Source organism: Verrucomicrobia bacterium CG1_02_43_26 (assembly GCA_001872735.1).
Classification (GTDB): domain Bacteria; phylum Verrucomicrobiota; class Verrucomicrobiia; order Opitutales; family CG1-02-43-26; genus CG1-02-43-26.
Window position 1 is genome coordinate 40,730 of the sequence record MNWT01000004.1, and the last position, 23,275, is coordinate 64,004.

23 protein-coding genes and 1 tRNA gene are annotated in these 23,275 nt (G+C 44.0%); 12 read left to right on the plus strand and 12 right to left on the minus strand.

Annotated elements, in window-relative coordinates; all coding sequences use genetic code 11:
* Nucleotides 1-3 precede the first annotated feature (3 nt).
* Nucleotides 4-447: a hypothetical protein gene (locus AUJ82_00400; GenBank protein OIO60863.1), complete on the minus strand. Its 444-nt coding sequence runs from the start codon at nt 445-447 to the stop codon at nt 4-6.
* Between the two features lie 86 nt (nt 448-533).
* On the opposite strand from AUJ82_00400, the gene AUJ82_00405 reads away from it, so the two are divergent.
* A complete protein-coding gene (locus AUJ82_00405; GenBank protein ID OIO60864.1) occupies nt 534-737 on the plus strand; it encodes a hypothetical protein in 204 nt (67 codons plus the stop codon).
* On the opposite strand, the gene AUJ82_00410 is transcribed toward AUJ82_00405, so the two are convergent.
* The 4 genes from AUJ82_00410 to AUJ82_00425 form a co-directional block, all read right to left on the minus strand.
* The gene (locus tag AUJ82_00410; GenBank protein ID OIO60865.1) at nt 734-1,657 is read right to left on the minus strand and encodes a histidine kinase; all 924 of its coding nucleotides are present in this window, start codon (nt 1,655-1,657) and stop codon (nt 734-736) included. The two genes, AUJ82_00405 and AUJ82_00410, sit on opposite strands and share 4 nt — an antisense overlap.
* A gap of 3 nt (nt 1,658-1,660) precedes the next feature.
* Nucleotides 1,661-2,515 (minus strand): hypothetical protein, encoded by an 855-nt coding sequence (locus tag AUJ82_00415; protein OIO60866.1) that lies wholly within the window; start codon nt 2,513-2,515, stop codon nt 1,661-1,663.
* Entirely contained in the window at nt 2,512-3,042 is a 531-nt protein-coding gene (locus tag AUJ82_00420; GenBank protein ID OIO60867.1) for a chemotaxis protein CheD, read from the minus strand. The genes AUJ82_00415 and AUJ82_00420 overlap by 4 nt, the downstream gene beginning before the upstream one ends.
* An 84-nt stretch (nt 3,043-3,126) precedes the next feature.
* A complete protein-coding gene (locus tag AUJ82_00425) occupies nt 3,127-5,100 on the minus strand; it encodes a hypothetical protein (GenBank protein OIO60868.1) in 1,974 nt (657 codons plus the stop codon).
* 147 nt (nt 5,101-5,247) lie between these two features.
* Between AUJ82_00425 and AUJ82_00430 the strand changes: the two genes are divergently transcribed.
* Both AUJ82_00430 and AUJ82_00435 read left to right on the plus strand, forming a co-directional pair.
* Nucleotides 5,248-5,694 (plus strand): hypothetical protein, encoded by a 447-nt coding sequence (locus AUJ82_00430; protein OIO60869.1) that lies wholly within the window; start codon nt 5,248-5,250, stop codon nt 5,692-5,694.
* The gene (locus AUJ82_00435) at nt 5,678-6,391 is read left to right on the plus strand and encodes a hypothetical protein (GenBank protein OIO60870.1); all 714 of its coding nucleotides are present in this window, start codon (nt 5,678-5,680) and stop codon (nt 6,389-6,391) included. The genes AUJ82_00430 and AUJ82_00435 overlap by 17 nt, the downstream gene beginning before the upstream one ends.
* Nucleotides 6,392-6,410: 19 nt before the next feature.
* On the opposite strand, the gene AUJ82_00440 is transcribed toward AUJ82_00435, so the two are convergent.
* The 4 genes from AUJ82_00440 to AUJ82_00455 form a co-directional block, all read right to left on the minus strand.
* Nucleotides 6,411-6,701 (minus strand): hypothetical protein, encoded by a 291-nt coding sequence (locus AUJ82_00440; GenBank protein OIO60871.1) that lies wholly within the window; start codon nt 6,699-6,701, stop codon nt 6,411-6,413.
* A 22-nt stretch (nt 6,702-6,723) separates the two neighbouring features.
* Nucleotides 6,724-9,213 (minus strand): hypothetical protein, encoded by a 2,490-nt coding sequence (locus AUJ82_00445; GenBank protein OIO60872.1) that lies wholly within the window; start codon nt 9,211-9,213, stop codon nt 6,724-6,726.
* A 150-nt stretch (nt 9,214-9,363) separates the two neighbouring features.
* Nucleotides 9,364-9,762 (minus strand): hypothetical protein, encoded by a 399-nt coding sequence (locus AUJ82_00450; GenBank protein ID OIO60873.1) that lies wholly within the window; start codon nt 9,760-9,762, stop codon nt 9,364-9,366.
* A 99-nt stretch (nt 9,763-9,861) separates the two neighbouring features.
* Nucleotides 9,862-11,334 (minus strand): glycogen synthase, encoded by a 1,473-nt coding sequence (locus AUJ82_00455; protein ID OIO60874.1) that lies wholly within the window; start codon nt 11,332-11,334, stop codon nt 9,862-9,864.
* A gap of 796 nt (nt 11,335-12,130) precedes the next feature.
* Here AUJ82_00455 and AUJ82_00460 point away from each other — a divergent pair.
* The 6 genes from AUJ82_00460 (at nt 12,131) to AUJ82_00485 (ending at nt 17,798) form a co-directional block, all read left to right on the plus strand.
* Nucleotides 12,131-12,622 (plus strand): HIT family hydrolase, encoded by a 492-nt coding sequence (locus AUJ82_00460; protein ID OIO60875.1) that lies wholly within the window; start codon nt 12,131-12,133, stop codon nt 12,620-12,622.
* Between the two features lie 46 nt (nt 12,623-12,668).
* On the plus strand, nt 12,669-13,631 hold the full coding sequence (locus AUJ82_00465) for a phosphate starvation-inducible protein PhoH (protein ID OIO60876.1): 963 nt from the start codon (nt 12,669-12,671) through the stop codon (nt 13,629-13,631).
* Nucleotides 13,632-13,651: 20 nt separating this feature from the next.
* Nucleotides 13,652-16,039 carry a hypothetical protein gene (locus AUJ82_00470; GenBank protein ID OIO60877.1) on the plus strand — a complete coding sequence of 796 codons (2,388 nt, stop codon included), beginning with the start codon at nt 13,652-13,654 and terminating at the stop codon, nt 16,037-16,039.
* Between the two features lie 97 nt (nt 16,040-16,136).
* Nucleotides 16,137-16,514 (plus strand): rRNA maturation RNase YbeY, encoded by a 378-nt coding sequence (locus tag AUJ82_00475; protein OIO60927.1) that lies wholly within the window; start codon nt 16,137-16,139, stop codon nt 16,512-16,514.
* A gap of 18 nt (nt 16,515-16,532) precedes the next feature.
* Nucleotides 16,533-17,177: a hypothetical protein gene (locus tag AUJ82_00480; GenBank protein ID OIO60878.1), complete on the plus strand. Its 645-nt coding sequence runs from the start codon at nt 16,533-16,535 to the stop codon at nt 17,175-17,177.
* Complete coding sequence (locus AUJ82_00485) at nt 17,178-17,798, plus strand: hypothetical protein (GenBank protein OIO60879.1); 621 nt, start codon at nt 17,178-17,180, stop codon at nt 17,796-17,798. It begins immediately after the preceding gene.
* Here the strand turns inward: AUJ82_00485 and AUJ82_00490 are convergent.
* The 3 genes from AUJ82_00490 to AUJ82_00500 all read right to left on the minus strand — a co-directional run bounded on the left by AUJ82_00490 (nt 17,795) and on the right by AUJ82_00500 (nt 20,190).
* Nucleotides 17,795-18,757, minus strand: a complete 963-nt coding sequence (locus tag AUJ82_00490) for a general stress protein (protein ID OIO60880.1) — start codon at nt 18,755-18,757, stop codon at nt 17,795-17,797. The two genes, AUJ82_00485 and AUJ82_00490, sit on opposite strands and share 4 nt — an antisense overlap.
* Before the next feature lie 32 nt (nt 18,758-18,789).
* On the minus strand, nt 18,790-19,089 hold the full coding sequence (locus AUJ82_00495; protein ID OIO60881.1) for a hypothetical protein: 300 nt from the start codon (nt 19,087-19,089) through the stop codon (nt 18,790-18,792).
* 72 nt (nt 19,090-19,161) lie between these two features.
* Nucleotides 19,162-20,190: a hypothetical protein gene (locus AUJ82_00500; GenBank protein OIO60882.1), complete on the minus strand. Its 1,029-nt coding sequence runs from the start codon at nt 20,188-20,190 to the stop codon at nt 19,162-19,164.
* A gap of 144 nt (nt 20,191-20,334) precedes the next feature.
* Between AUJ82_00500 and AUJ82_00505 the strand changes: the two genes are divergently transcribed.
* From AUJ82_00505 to AUJ82_00515, 3 genes are all read left to right on the plus strand, one after another.
* Nucleotides 20,335-20,411, plus strand: a tRNA-Val gene (locus AUJ82_00505).
* Nucleotides 20,412-20,483: 72 nt separating this feature from the next.
* Entirely contained in the window at nt 20,484-21,341 is an 858-nt protein-coding gene (locus AUJ82_00510; protein OIO60883.1) for a hydroxymethylbilane synthase, read from the plus strand.
* Nucleotides 21,342-21,454: 113 nt separating this feature from the next.
* Nucleotides 21,455-23,059 carry a hypothetical protein gene (locus tag AUJ82_00515; protein ID OIO60884.1) on the plus strand — a complete coding sequence of 535 codons (1,605 nt, stop codon included), beginning with the start codon at nt 21,455-21,457 and terminating at the stop codon, nt 23,057-23,059.
* The last annotated feature ends 216 nt before the right edge of the window (nt 23,060-23,275 follow it).

The following is a 23,275-nucleotide window of genomic DNA, read 5'->3' on the forward strand; positions in this document are numbered from 1 at the left end:
GCTTTAGGCAAAGTGTTTCGGGAATAGTGGTACGTTCGTATAATGTATAACACGGTAGTCATAATTTTGGCAAAGCCTAACTTCCAATACATCAAAACGATAGTAACTATGCTTTTTTCGCTTTTTCCTCAGGTAAACCTTACAAACCTTTAATAACGCCTCTTTTTTCTTCGTGTTCACACTGTAATAACCGGGCACAAGCCCGCCTTCAGTCCTCGTTTTCACCTCAATAAACACCAGTACGTCCTTATCTTTCGCGATAATATCGATTTCATTCTTCACTCGACCGGAGGGGTCAATCCAATTTCGCTCAAGTAATTTGAGTTTCTTATTCTTTTTTAGAAAATTTGCCGCAATCGCTTCGCCAAAAACGCCTACATCTTTACTGCTGAGTTTAACTTTAAAGACTTTTTTAATCCAATATGCCCAAAAACAAAAAATGCTCATTTATTTTACGTTAGCTTTTTTGGCCCTAGTTTCAAGTTTCTTAAAATATTTGTATTTTTATAAATTTTTGTGAAAAATAGTAAAAGATGCCTTCAGAAAAAAAGGAAGAACCTCATAAAAAATTCCTGGGTGTGTACTTTGTCACCTGTGGTATCTATGGTCGTTTATACAAAAATGATGGAGTCAATGCTTACATTGGCCGCTGCCCTAAATGCGGAAAACCTTTTCGTATCGGTATCCATGAGGCCAAGGGTACTGAACAGCGCTTCTTTAAAGCGCACTGCCGCTAAATCATCCCGTTTAAAATATTCGGCAAACGGGCAATCGTATGTTTCAATGAGGCCACTCCATATTGCGCTTCTTCATCTTCTGTATCAAACAAGATCCCCCACCCGCTTAATTTATTCCAATCCCCTTCCACAACAGGGTCCAATTGCTCTATCCCATTCACGCCTACAGAGCGAACCATACAATCTGCCACTTGCACCGCTGCCGCAAGCAAGGAATATTCCGGCGCCTGCTGAGGTTCCTGCTGAAAGCGCACTGCTTCGATGATATCCGGCGATACTTGGTGTCTCTTTAAATAATACGCGCCGATCGCCGCATGATCCCATCCTAAAACCGTTCTTTCTTTCTGTATATACTCTTGGCTATTTTTTGCTTTAAAATTAACCAGGTTAATAAAGTGTTCAGGAAAAACATACGCCATCACAATTTTCCCAATGTTATGCACTAGCCCAATTAAGTAGTCGGTATCGTCATCGCAATGATAATTAGCAATGGACAAGATTTCTCGTGAAACAATCGCCGTACCAATGCTATGTCGCCATAGCATCTGCCAGTCGATGTCCTTAAATTTGCTCTGCAATGTATTTAATTCTTCAATAATGGGAGTCGCTAGCGCAAGCTCGCGGACTTGTTTCAATCCTAGGTAAAAAATCGCGTCTTCTACATTGCTTACTTTTCTCGTTAACCCAAAAAATACAGAATTCACCATTTTTAACAAGCGCGCCGTTAATGTCGGATCCCTGCGAATAATTTCAGCAATCTGCGAGGTAACACTGTTCTCAGAACTTAAAAGATCTCCCAATGCTCTATTAATACTGCGTAACGAGGCTAATTTAGGGCAATCATCAATGCGCTCTTGTATCTCTTCAGAAGAAAGGGGTCTTGATACGTTTTGTGAAGGTAATGACATGGGAATATTCATTGCCTAAACCCTAGCCGATACCAACTGTGACTTCACGCTGTCTATCTTCTCATGCACATCCAATAATATAGAGTGCAACAGGGTTTCCGAAAGGGAAAGTTTTTCAAATGTTTCAGGCAAAACATCAAGTGCCCAGGAATCTCGCCCAGGATTATGCCCAATGCCAGCCGCTATCCAATTAGCCAAATGCATCATCCACGCGAATTTCGAGTACTTTGGGGAAATGCCTCGGGGATCATACTGAAAGCCAACTGCTTCTGAAATAACCTGCGGAAACTTCCATTTTTCCAACAACGCTTGGCTCAACTGCGCGTGATTAAACCCAAGTACCTCTTGTTCAGCTTGGTTCAAGGGGATCATCTTTTCGTCAATCAACGCAAATACGTTGTCGTACTCTTTGTCAACACACTGGTTGATAACGGTTTTACCGATCGCGTGCAGGAGGCCAATGGTATAACATTCACTTGGGTTTTCCCCTAGTTTTGTCGCAAGAATTTCCATGCAAAAGGCGCACGCGATTGAATTTTCCCACAGCTGGCCTTCATCCAACACGTAACAGGCCACTTTGCTCCCAACAAGTCGTTTGGAAATAATCATTCCTACCAGTTTATACAACTCGCGTAGCCCAATACGGCTTATAGCCGTTTCCAGATCATCACAGGGTTCGGAAAAACCGTAAAACGCACTATTGCTCCACGCAAGTACTTGAGCCGTGAGTGCTTGGTCTACTCGCGCTAATTCAACAATTTCCCAACTGGTGCCTTCTCCACCTTGTAGTATCGTCAATAGTTTTGGCAATATTTGGGGGCTGGGTGGCAGTTGCTTGTCGTCTGCTAAAATTTCCTGAATAGTAATCATTGTAATGAAATAATTTTGGTTCCGGAGGGTGTTTTTACTTCGATAACACCGGTCTCCAGAATTAAATGGAGTGTTCTGTTATTAAACCCGCCTATATCCTCGTCTAGAATCCTAGCTTGGTAATCCGCTAACGCTGCCTTTGCGGCTGCTACATTACGTTCCCCTATTTTAAAGACATTATTCTCCGTATTCTGTGAAATCACAGAGGCTCCGCCGGCAATAAAGAAATTTGTTCTCTGCGGGTCTACACCTAGCTCTGCTAAGGAATCCATAAATACTTTTACCCCCGTGTCCGCAAACATAGAGGGTTGCTTCTTTGCTTTCTCCACGGAAAGCCTGGAATCAGGCAGCATAAAATGTAATATCCCACCAACACTGTTAATCGGATCATAGGCAACGACACCAACACATGAGCCTAGCGCATACGTACTCAACACAACACTCGTGTTATTAGACGTTGTCATATCGCCAACGCCGACAACTATTCGTTGAGCATAAAAATTAGAAGTTTTAGGGGATCCTCCCATGGGTTTTTAATAATAAAGGCTAAATTGAATCCCTGTTATTTTACAGAGGCAAAAGCAGGGGGCTAACATAATAGGGATATATAACTATATTATATAGGCTTCGTTCAATTCATCGTCAAGTTCTTCTCGTTGGTTTTTATACTTTGTCAAATTGTAGGTCTCCGTGTTACGTTTTTTATCAAGATCATCTTTTCGCGATTTCAATATCCTTAAAACCGTCTTCGCTTTCTCTTGTATCGCTTTTTCCTGCAACAACACTTTTCGTGACTTGGTTGGAGAAGCGCTGGGCTTAGAAACGGCATCACCTGCCCAAATCACCCCACCAATGATCAATCCCGCTCCTAACGCCACCGAAATCACGGAAACATTTTCCGCGAATATTACGCCAAAATACAATAACAGCACTCCCATCGCCACCATGAGAAAAATATATGCCGAGGGAGAGCCTTTCGGCTTCATAACCCCCGCAAGGGTCTCTTTGGCCGCCTTTACGCCTCCTTCGTAATGCCTAATCAATGCCTCTTGCTTTTTGATGTCCGTCACGCAGGCTGCTATTTCTTGCTCGTTTTTTTCGCGCTCTTTGTTGGACTTTTTGAGCTTCTCGTCTGCCTCATCTAATCTTTTCTTTAAATCTTCGCTTTTCGCTTTCCATAAATTGCCTATCTTCGCAAATAGATCTTTTCTTTGTTTGTGCGGAAATAAGTCCAAATACGTTTTGATCGCATCGTTAAACTCAGGTTTGATAACCATAGTAAAGCGTTTCTTCATTAAATACTGGTCGTTATCTCGTTCTATAAAGCGGGTCAGTTCTTTTTCTTGTTTGCTAAAAATGATACGCACTAGATCCATATTAAAGTGGTTAAAGTGCGATAAATCCGCAAGTCGCTCTCTCGACTCTAATTGCGGTATTATCCGCAATACTTCATCATATACAGCCACCCTATGCGCGTAATCTTGGTATTTATCTTTAAGGGTTGATGATAAATGCCAGTTAACAATACCTTCGCAAACTGGCTCGGCCACTTCAAATCCTCCCGCGATCCCTGTTGAGCTCAACTCTTCTTGCTCTCTCAACCAGGAAAATGCCTCCAACACTTCTTCCGGAGCCCTAAACAATTGTAGGCCTTCCACAGTCACCCGTTTCAAATAGCCTGCCCACAGTAACCACTTCTTTTGTACTTCCGTCTTACCTTCAAAGAGGGTCCCTATGCCTTCGGCGCCTTTTGTCGCATCGTTTTTGGGGATACCAACTACTTTCTCTATCGCAGCTTCCAATTGACCCGGAATCCCTTTACACGCTTCATAAACCGGATCCAAAAACTTACCGGGTATCTCTCTAAAATTCAGATAGGAAAGAATATCTCGCTTCGTAAATACTTCTAGTGCCACTTCACTTAAATGAGAAAACAATGCCGGCCAATCTTCTTGTATTTCCGCTGACCCTTTAAATGCTTTTTTGCCGCTTATAATGTAGCGTACGTCTAGGTCAGGGTCCAGTTCTTCAAAGGCTTTTACGATACTATAGTGAAAGAACTTCCGATACTCGGGTGAAAAATCATCGTAATCGTCTAAGACAAAAATAACTCTCAGCTCTTGGCCGCGTTTTTCTTCATAATCATCATAGGCTTTGTAAATGCCTTTTATCAAGAGCCTTACCCACTTCTGGCATTGATCCAATGAGGCTTGCGAGGAAAAGCCTTGGTAATCGAAGGGATAGGTCGTAGCTTCTCCTTCTCCAGTACCTTCATAAATGCTTTCCAGCTTGGAATTAATCATCTCTTTCAAGGAAACAAGTTCATCTCGATTCACTTGTATTGCCTGGGTCAGCAACAGGGGCCACTTCTCAAACCACTCTTTCCCTATGCCTTTCGGAGAAAGCCAAACAAAGGGGGTGTCTATTTCTTTTAACAGGCTCCATAGCTGTCTCACCAATGTCGTCTTCCCTATACCCGTTTGCCCCGCAATGGAAAACAACCCTATACGGTCGTCCTTCTGGGTAAGTCCGTTCAGTAGCTTGTCTAATTCGACTTCGCGGTTGATTAATGGGGCATCCGACATATTTTTATAACTGTCCTATTTTCATGTCGTCATAAATCGCAATAACTTAAATCACTATAGGAACAAAAAACTGTCCAGGTTGTCTACAAATTATTGAAGTGACAGGACTGCCCAACCTAGATAAACTTTCTATATATCCAATAAATCATGCTCACTAGTCCGCTCAATTTAAAACAGCACATAAAAAAGCCCAGCTATCACTTTGTCTGTATCGCTTTTCTTGATGCCCTGATCATCGCTTTCTTTTTCTCCTTATTCGGTTCCCGTTTTATCTCCTCTCCGGGAATAGCTATTACTGTGCCCGATGCAAGCGCGGACATCGTCACCCAAAGCATCAAAACGGGTAATGTGATCGTTTTAACCATTAAATCAGGCAATATGATTCTGTTCGATGGGGGTATCCATAACCTTAAAACACTTCCCGTCTTGCTTGAAAAATACCTGCATAACAAAAACAGGGAGTATAGTCTTGTCCTCGTTAAAGCGGATAAAACGGTTGAAATAAACACACTTGCCCAGCTCGCTGGCATCATAAAAGCCCAAGGAATCACTCAAATACAATTAGCCGCAAACACTCGTGAATCTTCTCTTTAAAAAAGCGCTTCCGGTGAACTCGTTTCTCAATATCGCTATTGTGGCGAGCTTGGTTGTGTATGCCTTAGTTTACTTTTTTCTCTCTGGGTCAATTAACGCTCCCTATTTCCCTTCGTTTCAAACGGGTCATTTTCAGGTTAATAGTCTACCGGAGGCATCGGATTTCATCGCGTTTGAGCTCTATAACACCGAGCCTCTTTTCCTCCCTTCCGAATGGAGCGCAAACAGCAATATCCGTAACCAAAATTATACAACCGAGCAATTGGCTCTATTAAGCGCCTACGCCCCAAAGACACTAGAGGTAAATGTTCCTTCCACAACATTTTTGCCGTCCCGCTTCGCTAAAACAAGGGCGTACAGCGTTTTATTCACCTCCCCTTTCAATCTTTACAAACAGGATAAGGCTCCTTCGCTCAATAGGCTGCCAAATAAAGTCTACTTAAAGCAGGAAAACTTTAATGGCGCGTCACCCTCAACTTTAATCGATTTCGAAGCCTCAAGTAATACCAGCCAAGCCATTTGGTATCCCGTTTCTTTCGCTTTGCAGGTGCAGGACAGCCTGCCAATTGGTAAGCCCCAGCTCCTCAATTCTTCCGGCAACCTGGATATCGACCAAGAGCTTCTCTCCCGACTAGAGGGCTACATAAACCGCCAAAATCTTGAAGACGGTTATTACTGTATGACGTGGAGCCACTAACAATACGCTACCACCCTATTTAAAGCTGCGTAAATGCGTAAAAATTCACAGCTTTCCGCTCTTCTTCAGGCACTTCCACATACGCCACAATATACCGAAAATACCCCAAACGATCTTTAGGTACATCCAGCTTTATCCGCGTAATCTCTTCATACAAAACTTCAGGAGAACGCCCAATCAACTGGTAACTTTCCGTAAACCCCAAATCTAATAGATCCCGCGCGGTTGCTGTATTCACTTTCGGTATTTTCATAAACGCGGAATTCAGCGCCTCTAAATCTACCTTCTTCTTTTTCTTCTCAACAGACATATACGCCCTATAGTAATAGGCATTAACGATTATCTGGCAACAACTCAATCAGATCACTCAACGAGCGATAGTAATTCTTGATGTCAGAAATATCAGACATCGCGCCCACAACGCCGGAGAAAAGGTCTCTCTTCTCAACTTTAAGCTGCTGCACTCTCGCCTCAATCGTCCCCGGCGTAATCATCCGGTAAACAAACACAGGCTTGTCTTGCCCAATACGGTGCACACGGTCAATCGCTTGATCCTCCACCGCTGGGTTCCACCACGGATCCATCAAGAAAACATAATCCGCGTTATGCAGGGTTATTCCCACACCACCGGCACGCAAGCTCACTAAAATAATGCCCGCGCCTTCCAGCTTCTGAAAATCATTAACCGGTTCACCACGATCTTTCGTCTGCCCGGTTAAGGTAAACCGTGGCACGTCAGGGAAAAACTTCGCCAACGCCTGGTCAATCCGATCAATCAAGGAAGTAAACTGGCTAAAGATAACCGCTTTGTGGCCGTTTGCTAAAATCTCCTCAAGCTTATCGATCAAATTCAAGATCTTGCCGCTCGCCATAAAATCAATGTCCATCCAAGGCAACAACCCAGGGTCACAACACACTTGGCGCAAACGTGTCAACAGGGTCAAAAAGCTTAGCGACTGCTCACTCACAGCTTTGGGTAAATCATTCCCCAATTGCGTAATACCCTCCGAAGTCAATCGCTCATATTCCGCACTCTGCACCTCCGTCAACGGGCACAAACACTCAATCTCAGTCTTACCGGGTAATTCTTTTAAGACATCTTCCTTGGTTCGTCTTAAAACAAAGGGCGCAATCTGTTTACGTAAAATTTGTTGCACGTGAGGATTCGTAGATCGCTCCTCAAACTGCCTGCGCCCGCCCATTAACCCGGGCATCAAGAAGCGAAACAGCGTCCATATATCCAAATAACGGTTCTCCAGTGGCGTACCTGTCAAGACGATACGATGCTCGGATTGTATCTTCATACAAGCCTGGGAAACTTTAGCATCCGGGTTTTTAATATGCTGGGCTTCGTCTAAAATCACGTATCCAAAATTTGTACGATCCAGTAAAAATTTATGTCGGCGTAACTGCGTATAACTCGCCAACCACAATACTTTTTCCTCGCAGCTGATAAAGTCATGTCCTGCTTTTAAAACCTCAGTCCGTAGATGCGGGAAAAATCGTTTTGCTTCTTTCTCCCAAACAGGAACAACACTGGCTGGGCAAACTATAATATTCGGCTTATCATAGTAATCACGGCTCGCAATCAAAGACAATATTTGCAACGTCTTACCCAATCCCATTTCATCTGCCAACAACCCATGGCAATTATTATCACATAAATGCCATAACCAAGAAACGCCCTGCTTCTGATAGGATCTTAAAAATTCGGGCAATGCTTTGTTATCACTGGGAATCATATGCAGAGACTCTCGCCACTGCTTCAACTCGTCAGACAAATTCACCTTCACGGGATCATCCTTCAATAAGGAGAACATCAGGTACTTTGGAATTTCATCCTCAGGGCTCGAATCCATCCAGTCCTTCCAACTCGCCAACATAGCCGTCTTCTCTTTTGTAAGGGCTACAAGCCCCACTTTTGGAATAAGTAGTGGCTGATGGTGCGCCCGTATCAATCGCACGCAATCCTCTGGCTCCAAAATACTTTTCCCAATCCGCATATCCCAAGAAAAATCAAGCGTGCCTTCATCTTGATCAACAAGCGAAAGGGTTAGCTCTACTTCCTGGATGCCTTTAGGGATACGTTTCAGCTCTTCCGGTAGATCAAACTCGAAATACGTTTCCCATGTGCCCACTTCTTTATCCCAGAAGGTCTTGATTTGCTCCAAATCGTCCAACACATACGTGCCGGCATTGGCTCTAAACTGAAAACTCGATCGTCTTGCCAAGCTCGCCAATCGTATTAATTTCTCACGCTCTTGGGGCGTTGTCTCATCGGGTAAATTCTTTCCTTGCTTTAAGGCTAAGGAATAGGTTCCGTCCGCATGCTTCCACTGTGGCTTAAATAAAATACTCTTCAGCCGAGACTCAAATTGCAATACTAGTGGCCGCATCCCATTTGTCTTTGGTTTGCTCAATGCCACATTATACCCAGCTTGCGCGGGTTCTTCACATTTAGTAGTAACTTCCTGTTTCGCTTCTTGGGGCGTACCTTCCGTGGCAACCACTTTTACAATTTCTAAAAACCCCGCATAGGCGAGCGCTCTGCCCAAAAAGCCGTCTTGTCCCGCGACACGAATGCTAAAGCTTTCCCCGTCACAGTCCACTAAGGCGTAACAGTCTTCTTGGTCAAATCGAGCATTCACAATAGCTCCCGTCTCCGTCAGCTCCAGCTCCCTGATCTCAAAATTTTGAAATATCTCTTTCCCGAGGGACACTTCACTCGGGCTAAATTGCGTTTTCCAGTTAAGTCCTATTTTTTCAGACCAAAACTGAATCGATTCGGGGCTATATATATGTTTTGGGGGAGATAACGGCATAACATACTCAAAAGGTTTTTATAAAGGAGATCCTAGTTTATCGGAGCTCCATTTCCAAAGCAGGGGTATTGTGCTTAAAAATATAAGGTTGATCAAGTAAAAAAACGAATAATAATTCTCGAAAGGCTTTGTAGAAAGTCCTGCACGACATTAGGAATCCCAATGTGTCCCATGATTTACCGCTTCCAAGCGCCATCCATTAGGGTCAATCACATACGCGGCATAATAATGAGCATGGTACTCCAGGTGCATCGATGGGGTTCCATTACAAACAGCACCCAATTTTATCGCATGCTTATACCACTCATCCACAAAGGATTGGCTACGCGCGTGAAACGCAATATGCAATCCTCTCGCTTTTCCTACATACTCATCGGCGTTCCCTTTCACGCCAATCCAAAAAAATGGCTTACCGTGCTCTCCATAACCCGCCATACTATATTCATTAAAGGTCATCAAGCGCTCTATACCGAGAATAGCAAGCGTCTCATCATAAAAACGCATGGATTGCTCAAAATCATTAACCGCAATCGAAAGGTGGTCTAACATCGTCTTATAGGGGGTTGAAAAAATAATAGATAACTATATGCATTCTGTCCAATCCCTCTTTTTTGTCAACAGGGAAAGCCGAAAAAAGCGTTATTAAAATCAACCAAATCGCTTACTCCTAGCCTCAACTGCCCATTCATAGGTCTCCGAATAATGCTTGGCAGACTTATCCCATGAGCACTCGTGGCTCATCGCATTGTGTTGTAATTTTTTATACGCCGACTTCCGATCATAATACGTAGCGCATGCCCAGCCTATTGTATAATAAAGGGCTTCCGGCGTAGGGTGTTGAAATAAAAACCCTGTCCCTTCATCTTTGTCTTCTTGATATTGTGCAATGGTATCGACTAGGCCTCCGGTCGCTCGCGCAATCGGTAAGGTTCCATACTGCATCGAATATAGCTGATTTAACCCACAGGGCTCAAAGCGGCTTGGCATAATAAAGAAATCACTCCCGGCTTCTATCTTATGCGCCAAGCTTTCTTTATAGCCTATGTATACGCCTACGCGCCCTGGGTACAGGGCGGCCATCTGGTTAAACCCGTTCTCCAAAAAGCTTTCTCCGGTTCCCAATATCACAATCTGTATGTGCATCTCGTGCATAATCCAGGGTATGATATTCAGTAATAGATCGAGTCCTTTTTGATCAACCAGGCGGGATATGACTCCCATCACCGGGATAGAGTCGTTCACTTCTAAATGAAAGAGCTCCTGTAGGTCTTTTTTACAAATGGCTTTTCCGGATAAATCGTCTTTGCTGAAGTTTGCTTTAATGAGTTTGTCGGTCTCAGGATTCCAAATATCGGTATCAATCCCGTTAACAATGCCGACTAAATCGCTCGCGCGAAACTTTATCACAGGATCCAACCCGCACCCGTACTCAGCCGTCTGTATCTCACGCGCGTAATTCGGGCTAACTGTCGTCAACTTGGTTGCGTTATATATGCCCCCTTTCATCATATTAACATTGCCGAGCGCCTCCAAGCAGTCTTCTCGAAGCACATGGGCAGGTAATCCCGCAAATCCCAAAACCTCTGGCCCAAAGATCCCTTGGTGCATCAGGTTGTGAATCGAGAACACACTCGCCACATTCCCTAGGGGCTTTCGCCACTCGATTGTATTGAGATAAACAGGTATCAATCCCGTCGTCCAATCATTGCAATGAATCACATCCGGCACCCAATTCAAGTAATAACATAGATCCATAGCCGCGCGGCTTAAAAAGGTAAAGCGCTCATTGTTATCAGCATGGCTACCCCAGGGGCCTGTATAGATTTCGTGTCGCGCGAAATATTTATTGTACTCAATTAAATTAAGCTTCACACCGGAATCTTCAAAATTCGTCTCCCACAATTGGCAAAACTCCACTCGTCCGTATCCCAAATTTACAATCATGGGCTCAGGATAAGCTTTATAGTCTCTAGAAAGATCCCAGCCACCGTACTTCGGGCATATAATGCGCACCTCATGTCCTAGCTTCACAAGCGCTTTAGAGAGCGCCGCCACCATGTCCGCTAATCCGCCTACTTTCGCATAGGGTGCCACCTCGGGGCTGACCATCAATATCTTCATATGCCTCCCATAAGGGACTATTGTAATGAAAAAGGCAAAAACAAAGCGCGGCTCCTTCACTCGTAAAATTTTGCAAAACCGATCACTTCGATTAGAATACCGTCATAACCTCCCTATTAAGGCTAATTAACTACGCTCGCGCTCATAGACAATACCAATTTCAACGCTCTTACCGCTTTTCACAAGAACGCCTTTCTCCTTAATACTGCAGAGTCACTTACCCCTTACGCAGCACTTAAAAAGCGAGTTGTAAAGAAAAGAACGATCATTATTACTGCAATCAACAGGAGGATTTTTGTTCGGGGTGTCATATACCAAAGGTAACAATGCTTGCTTTCAAGTTCAAACAATTATTTTCTACCTAAAACGAGCGTAAAAAACTGACACCCTTATGTGTAGAAATTTATTACTTTTAACAAGAAAATCCACACGTTTCCAGAATAAATAACCATGATTCCTTATTAAACCTTAGAGCCTAATTTTTAATAAGATGCTCTCATTTTTCCAAAAGTTTGTTTCAGGTGAAACAAACCGCCCTTTTTTATAGCGAATTTATATCGAATCTACCGGAAATATACCAATAAAAAATCCCTCTAAGAAGCCTCGTATATCAATAAGAAATAACGAACTTAACCAAACAAAATATCCCCCTGAAATAGTGAAATCATTCCAACGAAATCACTAAACTATAGCTAAAATTAATACGAAAAAAACAGCCCCCTGAGCCACACCTCCAATAGGACGGAAAACGGCATTGCTTTGACAAATCGGTAATTTACATTAAGAATAATAGAATATGGACCACCTACATGCTTATTGGCGCATGGAATACGTTGAAAGCTCTAAACAACCAGATGACAAGAGCTTGTTCACGAACATCTTGGAATCCGGAAACGATAGAGCGGCGCTCATCCTCTATCGCAGCCAACACGCTTTTCTCATCCTGAACAAATTTCCCTATAACGCCGGCCACCTCATGGCTGTTCCGCTTAAGGAAGTCCCTACATTGGCCGACCTTAACCTTGAAGAACGCGCCGATTACATGGATATTATCATTAAAGGACAAGAGATCCTCACCAAAGCCCTTTCGCCTAGCGGCTTTAATATAGGCATGAATATCGGCAGCGCTGCCGGAGCAGGCATACCAGGTCACCTTCATTGCCATATCGTCCCTCGCTGGCAGGGGGATACTAACTTCATGCCGGTGGTAGGCAACACACGTGTACTCCCTCAAGCACTGGACACCATGTGGCAGCGTCTTAAACAATTCGCTACCGAAGAGGCCTAAAACCGCTCCCCTTAACCCTTTTCACGACACGATACCCAACAACTCAATGGAATCAAAAACACTACATTTCGCAAACCCAAGATTACTCTCTCAGCTATATCACAATAATGAGGCAAACCTCACTCATATCGAAAAAGCATTCAACGTGAGTCTTACAACTCGCGATGATTGGCTCACCATAGAGGGTACCCAAGATGACATCGCCCGTGTCTCCGAATTATTCGATATCCTGAACCTTGCCCGCGCACAGGGGCTCAATATTAATGACTCCGATTTCGATCACATGCTTATTGGCGTTGTAGAAGGGCGCGCCCATGAATTCAGGGAAACGTTTGAAAACCCGCTTATTCTCAAAATACGCAACAAAAGCCTGGTCCCAAAAACCATCAACCAAAAGCGCTACCTACAATTCATTCAAAAACATGAGATCGTCTTAAGTGTAGGGCCCGCCGGTACCGGCAAAACCTACCTGGCCGTAGCCGCCGCACTCGATGCCCTCCTCAATAAAAAAGTCGAGAAAATCATCCTAACAAGGCCAGCCGTAGAGGCTGGAGAAGCCCTCGGCTTCCTCCCAGGAGACCTCCAGGAAAAGATCCTCCCCTACCTACGCCCACTATACGATGCTATGTACGACATCCTTGGCCCCGAAGACACCGAAAAAATGATGGAAAAGCGTATCATCGAAATCGCACCCCTAGCCTACATGCGTGGCCGCACCCTCTCCAACGCCTACGTCATCCTAGACGAAGCCCAAAACACCACCTCAGAGCAAATGATGATGTTCCTCACCCGCCTAGGCGACAACAGCCGCATGATCGTCACCGGCGACATCACACAAATCGACCTCCCCCTTAAAAACAGATCGGGCCTCAAGCAAGCCATCTCCGTATTAAACAATATACAAGGCATAAAGATATTTTATTTCGAAAATTCAGACGTCGTAAGACACCCTCTTGTGCAGAAGATAATAGAAGCCTACGAACACTTCTTCAACGACCGCGAACGCTAATTTATACTGAATTTAACACGATGCCCATCCAAAAACCAAAACGCGCCCGCCGCAAACGCCGCGACGAAGAATCCATCACCCCGGAAGCCTTTCTGGAAAAGAAACATATCGCCGGCGCCATAGTTTTTGCACTATTTGCCATAACTACAATCGCCATATGCTTCGGAGGGCAGACGCCAGCTACACTACAAGTCTTACCAAAACAAATAGCGAACACAAGAATCGTTGCCAACTTCCCCTTCACCTACGAAAGCAAAATATTAACTCAACGCAACCAAGAACAGCTTCGCAAGCGCATTGCGCCCGTATATCATCTAGACATGTCTGTCTACGAAAAGTTCAAAAAAGACATGATCCTGTTAGCTGAGGGCCTAACCGAAATTGAAGACAAAGGTATCAAGCAGCAATTAAGCCCAACTGAAATAGAAAGCGAAGTCAGGGACTTAAAAACCAAATTTAGCAATAAAACCGGCTACTTCTTAAACGCGGAGGACTTAGAGTCCATACTCGTATCTACGGACAAGAACGTACAGGAACAGCTATTTGAAGAAGGTTTAATCATTCTTCGTGAAATATTCAGAGAAGGTATTTACGATCCAACCGAGCTAGGGGCAAAGGAAGGCAAAACATCTCCCTATTTTTATAGCATCGAAATCGAAGGACGGCATAGTGACTCTCGAGTCCTATCCGAAGAAGAAGCACTACGCTTTTTGCGAATTAATCTATCCGCGCTTGATATAGACGCGAAGGTAGCTAGGGCCATGTTCCGTATTCTTAAGAGCGGCATAAGCTCAAACTTAATATACGATGCGGCAAAAAGCGAAAAAAAGGCAGAAGATGCCATTGCGAAAATGCAACCCGTAACTGTTTCTATAAGCGAAGGGCAAACCATAATAGAGCCGGGAACAATTGTAGGACCAGAGCAATACGAAACGCTCATTGCCTATCGTGATAGTGCAAAAAAACATGAAGATATTGGATTAGGCTTTAACGCCTCCCTCATTGAGCTTTCTGTTGCAACTCTTGGCATTCTCTTTGGAGCCGTTGTCTACCTGCGCTTAAACATGCCCAAACTATTAAAAAGCAAAAGAGATCTAACTTTCTGCGCAATTCTTTTTTTATTAAACCTGTTTATAATACGACTCATTCTCGAACTTGGTGAAACCGACCTTTTTGGTGCCAATTCTGTTTTCCTTTCGATTCTGCCCTACATGGCGCCAATTGCTCTCAGCGCGATTCTAATAACAATTATGCTGAATGCTCGATCTGCTATCATTGTCTCCCTATTGGTCAGTTGTTTTTATGCCCTCATGCTCGGGAACGTTATACGCTTCCTACTACCTAGCATACTGGTCTGCCTAGCTGCGATTCATTATTCCAACCATATCGTTTTGAGAACAAGGGTTATACGCGCAGGAGCAATTGCCGGCCTGATAATGGCAATTTGCGCCGCCTTTTTAGGAATATTTAATGACATCAATGTATTTACCATTCTTAATCAAATGTTAACCGCACAAATTGCGGGTATATGTACGGGATTGATAGCGATTTTCATTATGCCCCTATTGCAAAGCGTGTTTAAGATGACAACAGACATCACCTTACTCGAGTTAACAGATTTCAATCACCCCCTGTTAAGACAACTACAATTAGAAGCCCCCGGAACATACCACCATAGCTTAATGGTAGCCAATTTAGCAGAACGTGCCGCGGCGGAAATAAAAGCAAATCCGCTAGTATGCCGCGTCGGTGCCCTCTTTCACGACATTGGAAAGGTTGTGAAACCAGAGTATTTTGTTGAGAATCAAAAGGATGGCATTAACCCGCATATGGATCGCAATCCCTCAATGAGCGCATTAGTAATCAAAAGCCACGTAAAAGAGGGTTTATTGATGGGCAAAGAATCAAAGCTCCCCAAAGCTGTATTGGATATAATTGAGCAGCACCATGGAACTACGCTCATTCAGTACTTCTTCGACAAGGCTCAACGCCAAAAAAAGCAAACAAGTTTACCCTTCATCGCGCCGGAAACGATTATTGGGGAAGAAAAAATTGATGAATCTACGTTCCGCTACGACGGTCCGAAACCCCAGTTTATAGAATGCGCCATTGTAATGATTGCCGATACGATAGAGGCCGCTAGCCGCACCTTGAAAAAAGTAAGCGCCCAAAGCATCGAGGAATTAGTAGATCAGGCCTGCAAGGAAAAGATTGAAGATGGGCAGTTAACCGAATGTCCAATCACCCTGAAGGAAATTGAAAAGCTCAAGAAAAGTTTCATAGTGACAATACTCAACACGCTACATTCACGAATAGAGTACCCCAAGGGAAAAGAATCCTCAAGGAGCGCTTATGAACCCAAACAACCCATCAAGATACCTGCGGACGACACAGGAGGTGATGTTTAATATAAATTGCATGAGGGAAGTTTTCATCAATAATCAACATCCTAACCTGAAGTTTGAAGCTGACTCGCTTGAAAAGATTATTGCGCTATTAGACAGTATTCCCGAGGCTAAAATACCACCAGGGGAGCTTTCCATCGCATTTTTAGAGCGCCCCATCATTATCGAGCTACATAAAAATTTCTTTAATGACCCCACGCCAACGGATGTTATGACCTTTACCGGTGATCCTGAGATGGATTTTGCCGGAGAAATTTGCGTTTCACCTGACCAAGCTATGGAAGTGCATAATGACCACCGCGTCACATTTCCTTACGAACTCATGCTTTATATCGTGCACGGTTGGCTACACCTGGCGGGCTATAATGACAAAACAACTGAAGATATTCAGCAAATACGGCATATGGAAAGCGTGGTGATGCAAAAAATACTTGAATGTGAGGGCTTGCCTGAGTTTGTTTTTTTGGATAACGTATAGGCTGTTCCATACACTGCCATGTTTAAATCAATTAGAAGTTCATTTTTCACAGGATTATTAATCCTTCTGCCATTAGCCGCTACGATTTTCGTAGTTAAGTTTTTAATAGAGTCTATTGGGGCTCCCACAAGTAAATTGATATTCTGGTTTATTGATTCAAGTTTGCGTGACCAAATTTGGTTTGAAGGGATGTTAAGCATTGCTTCGATTATCATTATAGTCGTTTTCATAGCGATTTTGGGATTATTATCCAAGTACTTCTTAGGGCGCTTAATGATGCAATTAGCTGAAAAGGTAATCACATCCGTACCTTTTGTTAAGACTGTTTATAATACGGTGAAGCAAATTGTTGACACCTTTAGCCAACAACAAAAGGCGGTTTTTCAAAAAACAGTATTGATCGAATACCCTAGACCCGGGGTTTATGCTTTAGGCTTTTTAACAAGTACCACAAAAGGCGAAGTACAGCAAAAGACTGGAAAAGTTGTGGTTAATGTGTTCGTGCCAACAACACCTAACCCGACTAGTGGATTTCTATTGATGCTCCCAGAGGACGAGGTGATCGATTTAGAAATGAGTGTTTCTGATGGCATGAAGGTTGTTATTTCTGGAGGAGCACTTGTACCAGCTTATAATGCAAAACCGCTTGATATCGGAAGCTAGATGCAATTTCAGGAATTCAGGGGGTACGTGATCCATAAAGCGCCCTCGGCTTCAGAAAAGAGTATCAGCCGAATCAGTATCCTTACCGCTGCTCAAGGCATTATATTAGGCTTATTTAGGGAAACCAAAAAATCAAGAGCCAGCTCCAGCATAGACCTCTTTGATCTTGGGGAAATTGTGGTTAAGACGAGAGGTTCGAACCAAGATACTTTTTTCATTCAAGAGTTTCGGCTAGAAAGGCGGCATAGCGACATCAGCCGCAACTACGAGGCTTTTACCTACGCATGCTCGCTCTCCAAACTTTTGTACAGAAATAACCTGCACCCTGAGTCTACGGAAGACCTCTTTTTGCTTTGGGAGAAATCCCTGCAACATCTTTTAAACGGATATGCCCCCAGTGTCGTTTACCTAAAAGCGATTTATCTATTGGTGCAACAAGAGGGTTACCCCGTGAAGGAAGCCTGGCTTAAACAATTACCCACAAAGCTCAGAGAAAGCACCTGGGCTCTATTAAAGGAGCAGTTGCACGCGAAAGCCGACCGAGAAGATCCCCCCGAACACCAAGAATCCATCGAGCGACTACACCAATGGATTCGAAAGGAAACGGCGATTATAATTTAGTCTATCGGAGATTGGAGCACACGTTCTGTATTTGCTACAAAACGATCACTTGCAGCCGTTAATGCTTGAAGCATTTCAGCAGTGAGCTCGCAATCGCCCGCTTTGGCACATTCTTTTACTTGTTCCGGCTTACGACTGCCGATAATGGTCGTTTGGATGTTCTCTTGGGCAATAACCCAAGCCAAAGCAATTTCAGAAGGATGCCTGCCGAGGTCTTGACCGATGGAAGCCAAGAGATCGTACACCTTAGCAACCTCACTTTTGATCGGTTCATCAAAAAAACTGTCATAACGGTTCGTACGGGCAGCGACTTGGCGATCCGTTTCTGTTAATTTTCGTGCTAAGAAACCTCTGGCCAATGGAGCATATGCCATATAGGTTACCCCTGATTGATGACACAGTTCACGTGTGCGCCCTTCATAAAAGCGACACAGTAAATTATAAGGTACTTGGTTGATAGAAAAATCCGCGAGCTGATCCCCTAGTAACTCCAAATCTTGCTCATGGAAGTTGGATAAGCCAACAGTCAAAGCCTTTTTACTTTCCTTCAGGGCAAACATGATATCGCAAAAAAGAGAAGCATTTTGCATAAAATCAGATGGCCAATGAATCAGGTAAAGGTCTACATAGTCGCGATTAAGCCTCAAAAGCGTCTCATCTAGGCGCTTTTGATAAGCCTCGAGCGTTAGCTCGGCATCCGGCCAAATTTTTGAAACAATAATAACATCATCTCTTTTATTTCCCAGAGCCCTTCCTAGACGACGCTCGGATTCACCATCACCATAGCCCTCAGCAGTATCAAATGCGGTTATACCACAATCAACAGCAGTTTTTATGACAGTTTCCGCCTCAGTTGCGCTACACTTATCGCCCCAACCAATGCTCGGGGCGAGTTGCCAGCAACCCATCGTAAGAACGCTCCAATCTTTATCTATGCCTAAGCAACGGGTATATTTCATAATATCTTTAAACTTACAGGTATTCGCTCTCTTTATTTGGACTTTTGGGGCGGTGCCTTATCAACGTCTAGCTTCTTTTTTTGGTAATAGCCCTTTTCTTTTGGGGAACTGGGGTCCGTGCGAGGAATAGGCCTAAGCTCGGTTCGATCATCTTGAGGATGAGGAAGCGGCGCTAACGCATCTGGCTCAAGGTGGCCCGGAGGAGGTGTTGGTTGCTGTTCTCTTGGGTGCGGCCGAGGAGGAGGCACTCTAGCCAATAACGGACAACTAATCGCAATCATAGACACGAAAGTAAGGACTAACAGCTTTTTAATAAAAGAAGGGAGGGGCATCGTTTTTAGTTTAAAAAAGAATATCGGTGCACCACAACATCAAAAAAGCGAATACAATACGGCATCATTCAATCACTCCGGATCAGCGGGACTGGACACAAATTCGTCCTTATTAACAATGGAATTGTCCACAACACCAGCCTGGGGGGATGATGCCTCTACTGCCTGAGCCGTTAGTGCCACAACTGTTTGAGTTTCAGCTGAGAGCTGGAAAGCCTTTTGTGTTTTTTGCTCAAGTTGCTGTAAGTCTTTTTGTGCATTTTTTTGAATTTTAGCAGGTTCCTTAAGTGCCTGTATGGCGGGAATCACGGCGTTAAGTGCTGCAAGAACACCTTGATCCGTGATATTAGCATTACGGATAGCCTCCAATATAATATTCTTATCTGCTTGAGTAATGGGTTCAGTCCTTGATTCGCTTGTTGCTATATTGCCCGATGCCAGATCCTTGTTACCCAAAGAAGTCGTTTTTGCGCCAACATTAAGCTCGCTAACAATCTTTTCGACTTCTTGCAGACCATCGCTGTTAATAGAAACATTATAGGCAGTTGACGTAACCGAACCAACCACATTAATGATCTTCATGACGAACGAGCCGGTTGTCGTATCCATCACAAAGGAAACATCTGCGATGGTTCCACGAATACCAGCAACGCCTGCTTGGGTGGTTATCTTAAATGAAGATTTTTTGCTTAATTTTTTTACATCCGCAAGGAGTTGCCCATAGTTGAGAATCAAATCACTTGTGGATTCGCTCGGATCTGCGTCAAGAAGTTCAAATTTTCGAGTCGAATCATCAAATGATTCTTGCCTAAAACTCGCAATGGAAAGACTGGTATTACTGGAAACAACAAGAGTTGAGCCGTTTGAAAAAACCAAAACACAAGAACCATTATCACCTGTAGTAACCGTATAACCCTCATCTAAAATTTGGCCATTATGCGCGACAAGCTTTTGGTCATCAGTACCTTTAAGAGCCGACACATCTCCTTTTACGTTCATAAATTTCACCATCCCTTTTGGGAGCTCTGCAAGAAGTAATTGTCCTGAGAATAGTAAGGATAAAAATATGAATGAAACGATTTTCGGCAATGGTAATGGCATTTTGGGACGTAGTGGTTCTGTGACAAAACTCAAAGTGATGTTAATTTAACATCTATTCAAGCTAAATATGTAAGCCAAAAAAACTATCAAGTTTTCGCTTGCAATTTGCGCAAAACCGTCTACTTTATAATTTCATTTGAATCGGGACGGCTAGCTCAGTTGGTTAGAGCGGCTGGTTTACACCCAGTAGGTCACAGGTTCGAGTCCTGTGCCGTCCACCATTTTCAATTATTTTTGAAAAGTTCTTATTATTGCATTAGCAAACAAAAAAAGGCAGAGTTTTCCCTGTAGTTATGGAAAGAAAACTTAAAATAGCGAGCAGACGCAGCCCCTTGGCGCTGATTCAAACGAATATGGTAGGCGAACACTTAGCGGGCGTATCCGGTTATGAGATCGTTGAAAAGGTGACTACTGGTGATAAACAGCAAGGATGGTCTTTAGAGAAACAAGGTGGGAAAGGCCTTTTTACGAAAGAACTTGAAGAAGCTCTCCTTTCAGGGGAAGCCGATATCGCAATGCACAGCGCGAAAGATCTGCCAACAGAACTACCCAAGGGCCTTGTGATCGCAGGCTATCTGCCAAGAGACACTCCCAATGATGTGCTGATCCTGAGAGAAAATATAGTTGGATCGCCCCATAAAATTGCTACAGCTAGCCCCAGAAGGCGTGCTCAAGTGCGTGTAATGTACCCTAAAGCTGAGTTTTTAGAAATACGAGGGAATGTAGCCACTCGACTGAATAAGATGGTAGATGGCTATGCGGATGCTACCGTTATGGCAGCGGCTGGGCTTAAGCGCTTAAACATAGAAAGCTATAGTGGCTTAAAGTTCATCCCATTAGCCGTGGATCATATGGTGCCTGCGGTAGGACAAGGTGCAATCGCGATTGAATGCCATAAAGACAGGATTGAGGAATTCAGACCCCTGCTTGATGCGGAGACATTTCAATCCGTTTCTATTGAAAGAATTTTCCTGACCATGTTAGGCGGTGGGTGCCAAACTGCTGTTGGCGGGCATTTTACAGATGGTCACTTGCATATTTTTCACGAAGCCGCGGGGTACAGCAAGCACCCCCTCCACAATATAGTGGATTTAGGCCAGACAGCAGAGCGGATTGCTGATATCATACAAGCAATTGGAGTGTTACAGTAAACGAGTATAAACAATTTCCATTAAAGTTGTTGATTTTTCTTGTAAACGGCCATATAAAATTGTATCATTTTTGCTTTTAGCCATTTAAGGCTAATTAATTCAAAATAAATTAAATGAACAAATTCAATGACTTCAATATACCCGAGGGGCTTAAAGGTAGGCTTACTGGGATGAATTATATAACACCCACGCCTATTCAAGAGCAAGCTATACCGGTTATTCTTGAAGGAAGGGATGTTTTGGGCTCTGCCCAAACGGGAACAGGGAAAACAGGAGCGTTTATTATTCCCATTATCGCCAATTTGATGGGCGATGAGGATGGATCCGCGATTATTCTGACCCCAACAAGGGAGCTTGCCAGACAGATTTATGGCATAGCAATCCAAATGCTTGATAAGAACAGTGGCATTAATGCCGCATTGTTAATTGGCGGCGAATCTATGCACGGCCAGCTGCAGCAGTTGCGCAGGAAGGCGAGATTGATCGTGGGAACTCCAGGGCGTGTCAATGACCACTTGGATCGTAAGAGCTTAAATTTAAGCCAGACACGTTTTCTAGTATTAGATGAGACGGACAGAATGCTAGACATGGGCTTTGGCATACAGATTGACGAAGTTGTTTCTTATATTCCAAAGGAAAGACAAACGCTTTTGTTTTCAGCAACATTGCCGAAAGCGATTACAAAGCTGTCTGACAAGTATTTAAGTAATCCCGTTCGCATATCTTCTGGCGATGTTAATACAGTCGCAAAGAATATCGTACAAAATGAAATACACACGAAAGACAAGTATCCTGAGCTACTAAAGGCTCTGGAAGCGAGTGAGGGATCTGTATTAATTTTTGTTAAGACACAAAGAGGTGCTGAGGAAATCAAGGATAAATTGATTCGCCACGACCATAGCGCAGACGTGATCCACGGCGGCTTGAGACAGAGCAGACGTGACCGTGTTATCAAAGCGTTTCGTAGCCAGAAGTACCGCATCATGGTAGCTACAGACGTTGCTGCAAGAGGGCTGGATATTCCGCACATCAGCTTCGTGATTAATTATGACATTCCACAGTGTCCGGAGGATTACATTCACCGTATTGGGCGTACCGCTCGTGGTGAAGACTCTTCTGGAGAAGCGCTATCCCTGATTTCTCCTGCAGATAAAGGTAAGTGGGTATGTGTACAACGCTTTCTTAAGGGCGACGAAGACGATATGCCACAAAACGGTTATAGCCGTGGCGGCAGCAGAAGCGGCGGCCGTGGTCGTAGCTTTGGTGGCGGCAGCGGAGGCGGAGGCAGAAGCTTCGGCGGAGGCGGCGGTCGTGGTCGTAGCTTTGGCGGAGGCGGTGAAAGACGCTCCAGCGGTGGCGAAAGAAGTTTCGGCGGCGAAAGAAGCGGCGGCAGTGGCGAGAGAAGCTTTGGCGGCGGTGAAAGACGCTCCAATGGCGGCGAAAGAAGTTTCGGCGGCGGAGAGAGAAGCGGCGGCAGTGGCGAGAGAGGCTTTGGTGGCGGTGAAAGACGCTCCAATGGCGGCGAAAGAAGTTTCGGCGGTGGCGAGAGAAGCTTTGGTGGCGGAAATCGTTTCGGCAGAAGAAGTGAAGGCGGAGAAAGCCGTGGCGGAGAGCGCAGCGACAGACCAAGATCATCTTCATCCCGCTTTGGCGGCGGCGGTCGGAGATCTGACAACCAAGGCGGCGGACGTGGAAAACGAGTTTTCAGCGTTGCTTAAATAGCAGCCCAATGGGCTTTATTAATAATCATAATCTGTTTTCAAATCATTAACATTTGAGAACAGATTGATTATCAATCAGGCTTAATTTAGAAATTAACGCGCATTTAATGCGCTTTTTTTCGTCATAAAAACGGGTGTTTGTTTCACCTGAAACAAATCTTTTCGCAAAATAGTGATCATAAGATCACTATTTTGCGATTTATACACAAATAA